This window comes from Actinocrispum wychmicini, from assembly GCF_004345645.1.
Classification (GTDB): domain Bacteria; phylum Actinomycetota; class Actinomycetes; order Mycobacteriales; family Pseudonocardiaceae; genus Kibdelosporangium; species Kibdelosporangium wychmicini.
On the sequence record NZ_SLWS01000012.1, the window covers coordinates 46,129 to 58,582 of the forward strand.

Consider the following 12,454-nt stretch of genomic DNA (forward strand, 5'->3'; position numbering starts at 1 on the left):
GCCGTTCCGATCGGCCATCTCCAGTGGACACATAACAGATTGATTTCCGAGTACGTTATCTCGCCACCGACTAAAGTATGCGATGCCGTGCGAAATCCTCGCGATCAAGACATTTCAACCCCACATCGCGCCCCTGTGACGGCCGTCGCACAACCGGAAGACGGCCCGGTCCAATCTCAAGCGCCTGCCGGCAACGGCCGGGAACCCCGACTGAACCCCAAGGCGCTGTGGCCGGACTTCTCCCGGATTGCCCAATGGTGTTGGGGCGCTTGTGTCGATCTAAGGGGACAACTACCTTCGGTGCGAGGTGCTCATCGGCGAGCCTGGGGAGGCGCCATGACAGCGGAACTCACGTCAGGTCGCGGACACTTACTCGAACTGGGCAACACCCGATGGCACCGGCCGGCGCTGTACGTCTTCTCGTTCATTGTGTTGGCCCATTGGGCGGAGCACATGGCCCAGGCGATCCAGATCTGGGTGCTGGGTTGGCCGCGCCCGCAGGCCGGCGGCTTGTTGGGGCTCGCCTACCCGTGGCTGGTGACGTCCGAGTGGTTGCACTACGGCTACGCGATCCTGATGTTGATCGGCCTGTGGACGCTGCGCGGCGGCTTTGTCGGACGGGCTCGGACCTGGTGGAACGTGGCGCTGTGGATTCAGGTGTGGCATCACGTCGAACACCTTTTGTTGCTGGTGCAGGCGATCACCCACAGCTACCTCCTGGGTAAGCCGGTGCCCACCAGCATCGCCCAGCTGCTGTTCCCGCGGGTCGAACTACATCTGTTCTACAACACCATTGTGTTCATCCCGATGGTGATCGCGATGGTCCTGCATCTGCGGCCCCGGGCCGAGGAACGAGCGCGGATGCGGTGTACGTGCGCGCTCGCCCACGCGTGACCATGCTGGGTTTTTCCGCCCAACACAGCCACATCCTGACCGTCCCGATCAACATCGGTCCGCTGGTGTTGCGGATCGCGTTCCTGGTGGCTGTACCCGTTGTCGCCGGGTTCGCGATGCTCCGCGCGTACATGCCCCCAACTGGGCGAACTGCCACCGCTGCCATCGCGGCGACCGCCGCGGTCAGCGTGGTCCTGACGCTCATGCTGACCGATGGGGTCGACGTCCCCGCGCAGGTCGTGGTGCTTCTGCTCGCCGCGTCCGCCGGCCCGCTGTTCGTGATCCTGTCCAGGGACGAGCGTTTCGCGGCCGCTGTTCGTCGGGCCAGCGCTCTCGCGCCGTGGCCGGTGTCTGTCGCGGCCGGGTTCGCGTTCACCGAGTTCGCCCGCGGCTGGCTGACCGGCGGTCGGGACGCGGCCGCGATCGTCTACACCGGAACGGTGTTCGCGCTGGTGAGCCTGTCCTGGTTCACGGTATGCCGCCCACGAGGCCGATGGCTGCGCGTACTGCTCCAGATCGAGGCCGCAGTACTCGCCGTCGCCATGGTCGGCGGCGCGGCCCACGCCACTGTCCTCCGGCAAACGGACCCCAACGTCGCGTTGACCCTGATGTCCTCCATTGAGGACGGTCAAGGACGTCCAACTGTCACACCGAAGTCCTTAAGGGGTTCCGGTGGTCGACGTGATTCCCTTGTGCTGCCGGTCTGACTGACATCGAGGGGGCGCACCGACATGGACATCGTGGTCGCTGGGGGCGGGATCGGTGGCCTGACCACGGCTTTGGCGCTGCATGCCCGTGGCATGCGGGTGACCGTGCTGGAGGCGGTCGGCCAGATCAAGCCGCTCGGGGTGGGGATCAACGTCCAACCGGGCGCGATCGCCGAACTGACCGCGCTCGGGCTCGGCGACGCGCTCAACGCCACCGGGATACGCACCCGCGAGCACCTGTACCTGGACCAGGCCGGCGCCACCCTCTGGACGGAAGCGCGCGGGTTGGACGCCGGGCATGAGCACCCGCAGTACTCGATCCATCGTGGTGAGCTGCAACTGCTGCTGTTGGACGCGGTTCGCGAGCGCCTCGGTCCCGACGCGGTCCGGACCGGTGCTCGCGTTCGGTCGTTCGAGCAGACCGACGACGGCGTCCGGGTCGTCAGTGACGTCGGCGAGTTCGAGGCCGCCGCGCTCGTCGGCGCCGACGGGCTGCATTCGGCCGTCCGTGCCCGGCTGCATCCGCACCAGGCTCGGCTGTCCGCGGCGGGGACGCACATGTGGCGTGGGCTGACCGAGATGCCCCAAGGGTTCCTGGACGGGCGCACGATGATGCTGGCCAACGACGAGCAGACCACCCGGCTGGTCGCGTACCCGATCTCCGCCCGGCACGCCGAGCAGGGCACGGCCTTGGTGAACTGGGTGTGCCTGGTGCCGGCGGAGGTCGGGCCGGCCGGGGACGTCGACTGGGAGCGGCCGGGCCGGATCGACGACGTGCTGCCGTACTACGGGCACTGGGACCTCGGTGTGCTCGACATCCGGGCGATGCTCGCCGGCAGCCGCGAGATCCTGTACTACCCGATGGTCGACCGCGACCCGCTGGCCACGTGGGGCAAGGGCCGGGTCACCCTGCTCGGCGACGCCGCACACCTGATGTACCCGATCGGCGCGAACGGCGCCTCCCAGGCGATCGTGGACGCCGTCACCCTCGCCGCCGAACTGGACAAGGGTGACGGCGTGGCGGCGGCGTTGGCGCGTTACGAGGCTGTCCGGCGTCCGGTCACCACCGAGGTCGTGCTGGCCAACCGGAAGATGCACAACGACCAGCGGCACGTCGCCGGCCGTTCGGCCGGCGACAAGGCCGCCGTGCTCCGGGCGATCACCAGCGCCTACCGCGCCACTGTGGAGAACCGGCCGTGACTACGCGCGGATCTCCTCGGCCGGGTCCGGGGACAGCAGCGAACCCTGGCGCGGTTCGCCCGCGGCGCCGAGCTTGTTCATCTTCTTGGGCACTCTGGCGCCCTGGTACGGCAGCGGGCCGTCGGCGAGCGGCTGGTGCAGCTCGATGAACTCGCCGTGCGGCAACCGTTTGACGATCCCGGTCTCGATGCCGTGCGCCAGCACCTCCCGGTCGGATCGTTGCAGGCCAAGGCAGATCCGATAGGTGACGGCGTACACCAAAGGCGGCAACAGGAGCAGGCCGATCCGGCCCATCCACGTGGTGGCGTTGAGTGAGATGTCGAACTTGTCCGCGATCACGTCGTTGCCCGCGGCCAACAGCGCCACCATGAAGTACGTGACGGCCATCGCGCCGAGACTCGTTCGTACCGGCACGTCCCTGGGCCGCTGCAACAGGTTGTGGTGCGCGCGGTCCCGGGTGAACCGGCGTTCGATCCACGGATAGACCGCGGCGATCCCGGTCAGCAGCGGCAGTCCCGCCATGAAGGGGAAGAAGGGCGCCGGGATCGTGTACGGTCCGATGTAGACCTCCCAGGCCGGCCAGAGTCGCAGCAGGCCGTCGGTCCACGCCATGTACCAGTCCGGCACGGTGCCCGCGGAGATGTGCGCCGGGTTGAACGGCCCGAAGTTCCAGATCGGGTTGATCTGGAACAGCCCGCCGAGCAACGCGCACACAGCGACGACCACCGCCATGAACCCACCGGCCTTGAGCGCGAAGTACGGCATGATCCGCACGCCGACAACGTTCGCCTCCTTGCGCCGCACCCCCGGGAACTGGGTGTGTTTCTGGTACCACACCAACCCGACGTGCACCCCGATCAACGCCAGCAGAATCCCAGGTATCAGCAGAACGTGCAGGGAGTAGATGCGTGGGATCACGTCGGTCCCGGGAAACTCGCCGCCGAAGAACAACCAGTGCGCCCACGTGCCGATCACGGGTATCGACATGATCAGCGACGACGTGACCCGCAGGCCGCCGCCGGACAACAGGTCGTCCGGCAACGAGTACCCGAACAACCCCTCGATGCAGCCGAGCAAGAAGATGAGGATGCCCAGCACCCAGTTGGTCTCCCGCGGCCGCCGGAACGCGCCGGTGAAGAAGACGCGCAGCATGTGCAGCACGATGGCCGCCATGAACAGCAATGCGGCCCAGTGGTGCACCTGACGCACGAACAGCCCGCCGCGCACCTCGAACGAGAGGTTCAGCGCGGACTCATACGCGCGGGACATGGACACCCCGCGCATGTTCTGGAACGACCCGTTGTACGTGACTTCCTGCATGGAGGGGTCGAAGAACAACGACAGGTACACACCGGACAGCAACAGCACGATGAAGCTGTACAGCGCGATCTCGCCGAGCAGGAACGACCAGTGCGTCGGGAACACCTTGTTCAACTGTCGACGCAGACCCCCGGCGAGCCGGTACCGCTGGTCAGCCCAGTCCGCCGCCCCCGCCGCCATCTTCTTCACCGGTGATCGCTGTGCCATAACCCCCACCTGCGATTCCCACCTGAGTTCCCGAGCCGCTGAGCAGCCCAGACGACCTGTAGCCAGCCTACACCTCAACCCGGTCAAGCGACACCGAAAAGGCACTGCCGGGTGAACGCGCCAGCGACCGGTTCACTGTCGGACGCCGCGCTACGGCTGCTCGGACGACCGGCTGGATGGGACCACCGACCCGCCGGCGCCGGCGACGATCTCCTGGAGCGCCAACACATGCCGGTCGAAGGCGGTCCGGCCGTCGGCGGTGAGCCGGGCCGACGTGCGCGGTCGCTTCCCGACGAACGCCTTACGGATCTCGACATAGCCGGTGTCCGCCAGCGTGGTGAGTTGTTTGGACAGGGCGGAGTCGGACAGGCCCACGCTGTCGCGCAGGACCGCGAAGTCCGCCCATTCGGTCGCGGCGAGGAAAGCGACCAGTGACAGCCGGGTGGGCGCGTGGATCAGCTCGTCGAACCTGGGCGTGATCATCCCTGGCTCCTGGACCGGCGCACCAGGATGGCCGTCTCGTACCGCATGAGCATCTGCCAGCCGACCGCGTACACCACCGCGGTGACCGCGACGGCGATTGTCGCCGGATAGGGCACTCCGGCCGCCTTCAGGCTGAGCAGGGTCGCCAGCGACACGCCGGCCAGGACCACCAACAAGGTCGCTAACCCGACCAGCGACCTTCGGACGGACCCCGGGCCGACAAGGCCGCGACGCAGCGGGGCACTACGGGCCGCGCGGGACACCGGCCTGTGGATGACGAGCGAGCCGGCCACGAACAGGGTGATGCCGATCCCGAGGATCACGCCGCTCCGGGACTCGACGGCCGCGGTGAGCGCGATCATCAGGACGGCATTGGCCCACCAGTACCAGCCGGGGATGGCCCGCCGTCGGATCACCTGCTCGCGCCGCCGGCCGATCTCGCTGAGTGCGCGCGCGGCGTCTTCCGGATCGATCTGGTCGTTCATGTTCCCTCCTCGACAGTACTTTCCTACTAGGAAAGTACACGGCGGCTTCCCAGCTCGCAAGTTGTCGACCCACTCGCCCTCAATGGGCGATTAGTGCGCATATGCGTACTACATCACGGGCTGGGCATCGCCGCATTCCCGCTGGTGGCGAAAAGCGTTCGCCATGGTTCGCGAAACAAGTAAACATATGCGTATGACTTCTGCCACCGCGGCCCGGCCGACGCTCGCCGAGCCGGACACCGACACCGACTCGCCGGTCCCGTTGCGCCGGATCGCTGGGTTGTTCCGGCCGCATCGCGGTCCGATGGCTGGGCTGTTCGGGCTGTTGGTGGTGCAGGCCGGGCTTGGCGTTGTGTCGCCGTTCCTGTTACGCGCGATCCTCGACGACGCGCTCCCCCATCGGGATCCCGTCCTGGTCAGTTTGCTGGCCGGCGGGATGATTGTGGCCGCGGTCGGCAGCGCGGCGCTCGGTGTCGCGACCACCGGGTTGTCCAACACCATCGGCCAGCGCGTGATGAACGACCTGCGTGTGTCGGTGTACGGCCATCTGCAGCGGATGTCGCTCGCGTTCTTCACCCGGACGAAGAGCGGCGAGGTGCTGTCGCGGGTTTTCAACGACATCGGCGGTGTCGACAACGTGATCACCACCACCGCTGGGTCGATCGTGCAGAACGCGACCACGACCGTCGCCATCGCGACCGCGATCCTCATCCTGGACTGGCAGCTGGCTCTGCTTTGCCTGGTGATCGTCCCGCTCTTCCTGCTGTTCACGCTGCGGCTGGGCAAGAAACGGCGGACGCTGGCCCGCGGCCGCACGCGGCGGATGGCGCGGCTGACCACGATGGTCGAGGAGTCGTTGTCGGTCACCGGTGTGCTGTTGGCCAAGACGATGGGCAACGAGAAGTTGATGCGCGACCGGTTCGGCGCCGAGTCGCGGGAGATCGCCGCGCTCGAGCGCAGTGCCGCGATGGCCGGACGGTGGCAGATCGCATCACGGACGATGAGCCTCACCGTGATCCCGGCCCTGGTGTACTGGATCGCCGGGCTGGCGCTGGCCGGCGGCGCGTCGGCGATCTCGTTGGGCACTGTGGTCGCGTTCACCAGCATGATGAACCGGTTGATCGCGCCGGCCAGCGCGATGCAGTCGATCGGGCAGAACGTCGCGACGTCGAAGGCGCTGTTCGCGCGCATCTTCGAGGTGTTGGACCTGCGGGTGGAGATCGCGGACCGGCCGGGCGCTGGCGAACTGACTGTGCGCGGCGGTGCGGTGTCGATGCGGGACGTCTCGTTCCGTTACGACGAGGACGGGCCGTGGACGTTGCAGGGCATCGATCTGGACGTCCGTGCGGGCACCACGACGGCACTGGTGGGTTCGACGGGGTCTGGGAAGACGACGTTGGCGTACCTGGTGGCGCGGCTGTACGAGGTGACCGAAGGCCAGGTGTGCATCGACGGCACCGACGTCCGTGACGTGACGCTCGCGTCACTGGCCAACGGGGTCGGGATGGTGTCGCAGGAGACGTACCTCTTCCACGACACCGTGCGGGAGAACCTGCGGTTCGCGAAGCCGGACGCCACGGACGAGGACATCGAGGAGGCGGCGAAGGCGGCGCACATCCACGACACGATCGCGAAGCTGCCGGAGGGCTACGACACCGTTGTCGGCCAGCGCGGGTACCGCTTCTCCGGTGGCGAGAAGCAGCGCATCGCGATCGCCCGGATCCTGCTGCGCAACCCGCCGGTCCTCATCCTCGACGAGGCGACCAGCGCGCTCGACACCCGCACCGAACGGTCGGTGCAGGCCGAGTTGGACCGGCTGGCCGCCGGGCGGACCACGCTGACCATCGCGCACCGGCTGTCCACGGTGGAGCGCGCGGACCAGATCGTGGTGCTGCACGAGGGTCGAGTGGCCGAACGCGGCACCCACGAGGAACTCCTGGCGCTCGACGGGCGCTACACCCGCCTGGTCCACGGGGACACCCCATAGTCTGACGGAATGACCGAACCCGACATCCTGGCCGGCCAGTCCGACGAGGTACGCGAGGCGGCCCGTGAGCTGAGCGCGGACGCCGAACTCGCCCGGCTCTCGCGGGCCGTGCGGGAGGGTGTCGGGCGGTTGAACTGGCGGATGCGGGCCGAATGCGACGCCGGCAGCCCCGGCCCGACGGTGCTGGCCGTGCTGAGCCGGCTGATCCGGGCCGGCACGCACACCCCGAAGGAGTTGGCCGACGCCGAACGGATCCAGCCGCAGTCGCTGACCCGGATCCTGGCGTCCCTGACCGAGCGGGGGTTGATCACCCGAGCCCCGGACCCGGCCGACGGACGGCGGTCCCTGATCGACATCACCCCGGCCGGACGCGCGGTGATGCGGCAGTACACCAGCAGCCGGGAACGCTGGCTGTCCGGCGCGCTCGAACGCGCACTCAGCCCGACCGAGCGGCAACTGCTCGGACTGGCCGCGGAACTGCTGGTGCGGGTAGCGGACGTGTGATCCCGGCCGTCGCCGCACGGCAAAGCCCAGCGACCAGCCGCACGACATCCCCAGCGACCAGCCGCACGGCGACCCAGCGCCCCAGCCACACGGCAGCAACCCAGCGCCCCCGGCCGCACGGCGACCAGCGGCCAGCCGCACGGCATCCCTGGCGGCCAGCACACGGGACATCCGTGCCATTCGCCACGGCCCGTCCGCAGCGGTCTGAAATGCCAGCGCCTGCGAGCGCCCACTCGTCAGACATCGTATGAATCCGGCTTGATTCACGAGGTTCCCCCGAGTGGAGGTGGACTGAACCGGCAAGAGATCCTATGTTTGGGGCCGGTTCACTCCACTGCGGGAGGGCTCGTGATGCGTTACCGGCAGTTCGCGACGTGGTCGGCGGTGGTCACTGTGGCCGCTCTCGCCGTCTTCTCCGGGAGTGCGGGCGCGGCGGAGGGTCGCTTCAGCCAGGACGTGTACGTCGCGCCGTGGGGCACCGATCAGGGGCCGGGTTCGGCGTTGCTGCCCGCGCGGACTCCGCAGCGGGCTCGCGACCTGGTGCGCGCCCGCAGCAGGGGGATGACCGGCGACGTGACCGTGCACCTCGCGCCCGGGGTGTACCGGCTGAAAGAGCCACTGGTGTTGGACGCGCGGGACTCCGGTGTCAACGGGCACAAGGTGATCTGGCAGGGCGCCGGTGCGGCTGTGCTCAGCGGCGGCAGGCAGGTCACCGGCTGGCGTCCGGTGGCCGGCAGGCCCGGATTGTTCGCGGCCCCCGCGCCCCAAGGGCTGGACAACACGCGTCAGCTGTACGTCAACGGAATCCGGGCCCAACGCGCCCGTGGCACGTCACCGGTCACGTTGACCGCCACCGACACCGGTTACGTCGCGTCCGCGGACACCCTCGCGCACTGGCGCAATCCCGGTGACATCGAGATGGTCTACACCGCGGGCGAGGTGCTCTGGAACATCGAACGGTACGGCCTCGGCCAGTGGACCGAGCCGCGCTGCCCGGTCGGCAAGGTCGACGGCACCACGGTCACGATGGCCCAGCCTTGTTGGGACAACAGCACGAAACGCGTTGTCTTCCCGAACATCCCGGGCCGGACCGTGAACATGGTCGGGCCGGGCGACCTGACCAGCCACCGCAGGCCCGCGTACCTGGAGAACGGCTTCGAGCTGCTCGACCAGCCCGGCGAGTGGTATCTCGACCGGTCCGAGCACACCGTCTACTACATGCCGCGGCCCGGCGAGCCGTTGTGGGACGTCGAGATGCCCGCGTTGGAGAAGCTCGTCGACGGGCAGGGCACCGCGCGGAACCCCGTGCATGACATCGCCTTCCGGGGCATCAACTTCGAGTACGCGACCTGGCTGACGCCGTCGTCGCCGGAAGGGTTCTCGGAGATCCAGGCCGGCTACACGATCACCGGCCCGACCGGCTACGCCACCCAGGGCCTGTGTCAGTTCGTCGACGGCGGCACGTGCCCGTACGCCTCGTGGACCAAGGAACCCGGCAACGTCTCCGTCGAGCACGGGCAGCGGGTGGAGTTCAGCGACAGCGTGTTCACGCACCTCGGCGCGACCGGGCTCGACCTCGGCGACGGCAGCCAGGACGCCGTCGTCAAAGGCAACGTCTTCACCGACATCTCCGGCAACGGCGTCGCGATCGGCGGGGTCGACCAGCCGCAGCCGGGCACCGACGCGGACATCACCCGGAACGTCACGGTCGCCGACAACCACCTGTACGCGCTGCCGCGCGAGTTCCACGGCGGTGTCGCGATCATCAACGGGTACAGCCAGCACGACACGATCACGCACAACCAGATCGACCATGTCGCGTACTCGGCGATCTCGATGGGCTGGGGCGGGTGGCCGGACAAGATCGGCAGCCCGGCCACGCCGAACGTGTCGCACGACAACGCCGTGTCGAACAACCTGATCTTCGACTACATGCTGATGCTCGACGACGGCGGCGGCGTCTACACCCAGGGCATCACCGGCACCTCGCTGGCGGACGGCGAGAAGGTCACCGGCAACGTCATCCACGACCAGTGGGGACTCGGCAAGAACGTCTACACCGACAACGGGTGCACGTACGAAACCGTGCAGGGCAACGTGCTGTACAACGCCGCGTACGCCAGCGTCGGCTCCACGCACGTCGACTACCGGGACGACCTGCGCAACAACGACCCGACGTTGATCCAGGGCAACTACTGGGAGCAAGGCGACGCGGACGGCACCAACAAAGGCGTGGTGACCAGCGGCAACCACATCCTCGCAGGCAACCCGCCCGCCGATGTGATCGCCGCGGCCGGTCTCGAAGCGCCGTACCGTCACCTGCTCCAGAAGCCGGTCACGCTGCCTTCGGTGCCTGAGGCGCCGTCGCGGGTCGGCACGTTCGCCGCGGACGGGAAGCTGTACGTCACCTGGAACCCCACGTTCGCGGACAACGGTTCCGCGTTGACTTCGTACGTCGTCACCGCCAACGGCGTCACCACGACAATCAGCGCGGACGACTTCGCCAAGACCGGGTACGCGGTGGTTCCCGGACTGGCCAACGGATCCGCGTACACAGTCACCGTCGCGGCGACCAACCGGTTCGGCACCAGCGAGCAGTCCCTGCCCGCGGCACCGGTTACGCCCGGCCCGTTGGCGGGTGTCAGCGCGGCGGCGCCGACGAGCCTGAAGGCACGTGCCGACGGGTCCGCGGTGAGCCTGCGCTGGAACCCGCCGACGGCCACCGGCGACACCCCGGTGATCGGCTACCAGGTCACCGGGTCCGACGGCCGGACCATCACCGTCACCGGCCGGGACGCCCTGGTCACCCAGCCGACGACCAAGACCATGACCCGGACCATGGGCGGGTTCGCGCCGGCGACGAAGTACACGTTCACCATCGCCGCGATCACCGGCACCGGTGTGGGCGCACCGGCCTCGGTTTCGGTGACGACACGGTGATGGCATGCTGTCGCGCATGGGGGATCACGACTCCGTGCGCGGCAGCTACGACACCGTCGCCGAGGAATACCTGGCCCGGCTGCGGGACGAACTGGCTGGCAAGCCGCTGGACCGGGCGTTGCTCACGGCCGTGCTGGAACAGACCGAACCCGGCGGGGTGGTCGCGGACCTCGGCTGCGGACCCGGGCATGTGGCCGCCTGGCTGACCGAGCAGGGCGCGACCACGGTCGGCGTGGACCTGTCGCCGGGCATGGTCGCGGCCGGCCGGGCCGGTTTCCCGTCGGTGGAGTTCCGCGTCGGTGACCTGGTGGCGTTGCCCGCGAACGACGGCGAGTTCGCCGCCGCGGTCGCGCTTTACTCGATCATCCACGTCGGACCGGACGAGCTGGCCGGGGTGTTCGAGGAGGTTCGACGGGTCCTGCGGCCGTCCGGTTTGTTCCTGGTGTCGTTCCACGTCGGCGACGAGGTGCGGCATCTGGACGAGTGGTGGGGGCACGACGTGGACGTCGACTTCCGCTTCCTCGATCCCGAGCACATCGTGGATCTCCTTGAGAGCACGGGGTTCTCAATCGAGATGCGCATGCAGCGGACGAATTACGCGCACGAGGTGGAGACCCAGAGGGCTTACATTCTGAGTCGTCGCACCTGATGAGGAGACGCGCGGCACACGACGCGGGTTGTCCGAAAACCGACGTGACTCTCGTCGCGACAGGTGTGATCAACCAGTCGGCTGTCGACGCGTCTCCCTCTATGACAGCGGATCACGAGGGGGTTGGGACGATGAGGATGCGGACGGTCGCGGCGGGACTGGTCGGGACGCTCACCATTCTGTTGGCGGCGTGCGGGACGACGCCGGTCAACGGCATGGCCCTCGCCAACGGCAGCGCGCGAACGTCCACCGCCAGCCAACCGGACGCCGAGGGACCGGCGGGGAACGCGCCCGCGCACACCGACAACCCGACCACCAGCAAGACCGCTCCCGATGCCACCACCACGGACCCGACGACGACGAATCCGACCACGAGCCAGACCAGTTCGACGTCCAGCGGCCCGCCGGACACCTCGACCAGCCAGCCGATCCCCCGCCAGGATCCCGTGGTGGGGCACACCAAGCCGCAGCCGGGCCTGCACGTCGCGCTGACGTTCGACGACGGCCCCGACCCGACCTGGACCCCGCAGGTGCTCGACCTGCTGGCGCAGTACCACGTCAAGGCCACGTTCTGTCTGGTCGGCGTGAACGCGCAGGCCCATCCCGACCTGGTGCGGGCGATCGTCGCCGGCGGGCACGCGCTGTGCAACCACACCATGCACCACAACGAAGGCCTGCGGAAGTTGCCGCCGGACGCGCGGCGGGCCGAGATCGCGGACGCGCGGCAGGCGATCCTGGCGGCGGCCCCGGGTGCGCAGGTGTCGTACTTCCGTGCCCCGGCGGGCAACTTCTCCCCGGCCGGCGACCAGGACCCGGACTCGGTGCAGCGGATCGCCAAGAGCCTGGGGATGGAGTCGCTGGCGTGGTCCATCGACACGCGGGACTGGACGAAGCCGGGCACGCAGGCGATCGTGGCCGCGGTCCAGAAGGCCGGCCGGAACGACGTCGTGTTGATGCACGACGCGGGCGGTGACCGCGGGCAGACCGTCGCGGCGCTGCGGATCGTGTTGCCGTGGCTGGTGTCGCGCGGCTACCAGTTCGACTTCCCGGCCTGAGCGGCCGGGGGAGGGTAAATCGA

General features: G+C 68.5%; 11 protein-coding genes. 8 read left to right on the forward strand and 3 right to left on the reverse strand.

The features are described 5' to 3' along the window. Nucleotides 1-336: 336 nt before the first annotated feature. The 3 genes from EV192_RS41630 to EV192_RS41640 are packed head-to-tail and all read left to right on the forward strand — an operon-like array spanning nucleotide 337 to nucleotide 2,801. Nucleotides 337-894 carry a hypothetical protein gene (locus tag EV192_RS41630; protein WP_132124256.1) on the forward strand — a complete coding sequence of 186 codons (558 nt, stop codon included), beginning with the start codon at nucleotides 337-339 and terminating at the stop codon, nucleotides 892-894. Further along, nucleotides 873-1,601 carry a DUF6239 family natural product biosynthesis protein gene (locus EV192_RS41635; protein WP_165960903.1) on the forward strand — a complete coding sequence of 243 codons (729 nt, stop codon included), beginning with the start codon at nucleotides 873-875 and terminating at the stop codon, nucleotides 1,599-1,601. The genes EV192_RS41630 and EV192_RS41635 overlap by 22 nt, the downstream gene beginning before the upstream one ends. Before the next feature lie 24 nt (nucleotides 1,602-1,625). Then, entirely contained in the window at nucleotides 1,626-2,801 is a 1,176-nt protein-coding gene (locus EV192_RS41640) for an FAD-dependent monooxygenase (RefSeq protein WP_132124258.1), read from the forward strand. On the opposite strand, the gene qcrB is transcribed toward EV192_RS41640, so the two are convergent. From qcrB to EV192_RS41655, 3 genes are all read right to left on the reverse strand, one after another. After that, nucleotides 2,802-4,328: a cytochrome bc1 complex cytochrome b subunit gene (qcrB, locus tag EV192_RS41645; RefSeq protein ID WP_132124259.1), complete on the reverse strand. Its 1,527-nt coding sequence runs from the start codon at nucleotides 4,326-4,328 to the stop codon at nucleotides 2,802-2,804. A 150-nt stretch (nucleotides 4,329-4,478) separates the two neighbouring features. Continuing rightward, on the reverse strand, nucleotides 4,479-4,811 hold the full coding sequence (locus EV192_RS41650; RefSeq protein ID WP_132124260.1) for a winged helix-turn-helix domain-containing protein: 333 nt from the start codon (nucleotides 4,809-4,811) through the stop codon (nucleotides 4,479-4,481). After that, on the reverse strand, nucleotides 4,808-5,296 hold the full coding sequence (locus EV192_RS41655; RefSeq protein ID WP_132124261.1) for a hypothetical protein: 489 nt from the start codon (nucleotides 5,294-5,296) through the stop codon (nucleotides 4,808-4,810). Before EV192_RS41655 ends, EV192_RS41650 begins: the two co-directional genes overlap by 4 nt. A 193-nt stretch (nucleotides 5,297-5,489) precedes the next feature. Here EV192_RS41655 and EV192_RS41660 point away from each other — a divergent pair, with 193 nt between their 5' ends. From EV192_RS41660 to EV192_RS57000, 5 genes are all read left to right on the forward strand, one after another. After that, nucleotides 5,490-7,283 (forward strand): ABC transporter ATP-binding protein, encoded by a 1,794-nt coding sequence (locus tag EV192_RS41660; protein ID WP_132124262.1) that lies wholly within the window; start codon nucleotides 5,490-5,492, stop codon nucleotides 7,281-7,283. Between the two features lie 9 nt (nucleotides 7,284-7,292). Next, a complete protein-coding gene (locus EV192_RS41665) occupies nucleotides 7,293-7,787 on the forward strand; it encodes a MarR family winged helix-turn-helix transcriptional regulator (protein WP_132124263.1) in 495 nt (164 codons plus the stop codon). A gap of 351 nt (nucleotides 7,788-8,138) precedes the next feature. Then, on the forward strand, nucleotides 8,139-10,727 hold the full coding sequence (locus tag EV192_RS41670; protein ID WP_132124264.1) for a fibronectin type III domain-containing protein: 2,589 nt from the start codon (nucleotides 8,139-8,141) through the stop codon (nucleotides 10,725-10,727). A 16-nt stretch (nucleotides 10,728-10,743) separates the two neighbouring features. Beyond that, on the forward strand, nucleotides 10,744-11,376 hold the full coding sequence (locus EV192_RS41675) for a class I SAM-dependent DNA methyltransferase (RefSeq protein ID WP_207926628.1): 633 nt from the start codon (nucleotides 10,744-10,746) through the stop codon (nucleotides 11,374-11,376). Nucleotides 11,377-11,507: 131 nt separating this feature from the next. Then, nucleotides 11,508-12,431, forward strand: coding sequence for a polysaccharide deacetylase family protein (locus EV192_RS57000; protein ID WP_207926630.1), 924 nt, complete (start codon nucleotides 11,508-11,510; stop codon nucleotides 12,429-12,431). Nucleotides 12,432-12,454: the final 23 nt, after the last annotated feature.

Excerpts from the sequence above, each read along its gene's own strand:
- EV192_RS41630 (WP_132124256.1), top strand. The coding sequence starts at position 337 with ATGACAGCGGAACTCACGTCAGGTCGCGGACACTTACTCGAACTGGGC.
- EV192_RS41640 (WP_132124258.1), top strand. The coding sequence starts at position 1,626 with ATGGACATCGTGGTCGCTGGGGGCGGGATCGGTGGCCTGACCACGGCT.
- qcrB (WP_132124259.1), bottom strand. The coding sequence starts at position 4,328 with ATGGCACAGCGATCACCGGTGAAGAAGATGGCGGCGGGGGCGGCGGAC.
- EV192_RS41650 (WP_132124260.1), bottom strand. The coding sequence starts at position 4,811 with ATGATCACGCCCAGGTTCGACGAGCTGATCCACGCGCCCACCCGGCTG.
- EV192_RS41655 (WP_132124261.1), bottom strand. The coding sequence starts at position 5,296 with ATGAACGACCAGATCGATCCGGAAGACGCCGCGCGCGCACTCAGCGAG.
- EV192_RS41660 (WP_132124262.1), top strand. The coding sequence starts at position 5,490 with ATGACTTCTGCCACCGCGGCCCGGCCGACGCTCGCCGAGCCGGACACC.
- EV192_RS41665 (WP_132124263.1), top strand. The coding sequence starts at position 7,293 with ATGACCGAACCCGACATCCTGGCCGGCCAGTCCGACGAGGTACGCGAG.
- EV192_RS41670 (WP_132124264.1), top strand. The coding sequence starts at position 8,139 with ATGCGTTACCGGCAGTTCGCGACGTGGTCGGCGGTGGTCACTGTGGCC.
- EV192_RS41675 (WP_207926628.1), top strand. The coding sequence starts at position 10,744 with ATGGGGGATCACGACTCCGTGCGCGGCAGCTACGACACCGTCGCCGAG.
- EV192_RS57000 (WP_207926630.1), top strand. The coding sequence starts at position 11,508 with ATGAGGATGCGGACGGTCGCGGCGGGACTGGTCGGGACGCTCACCATT.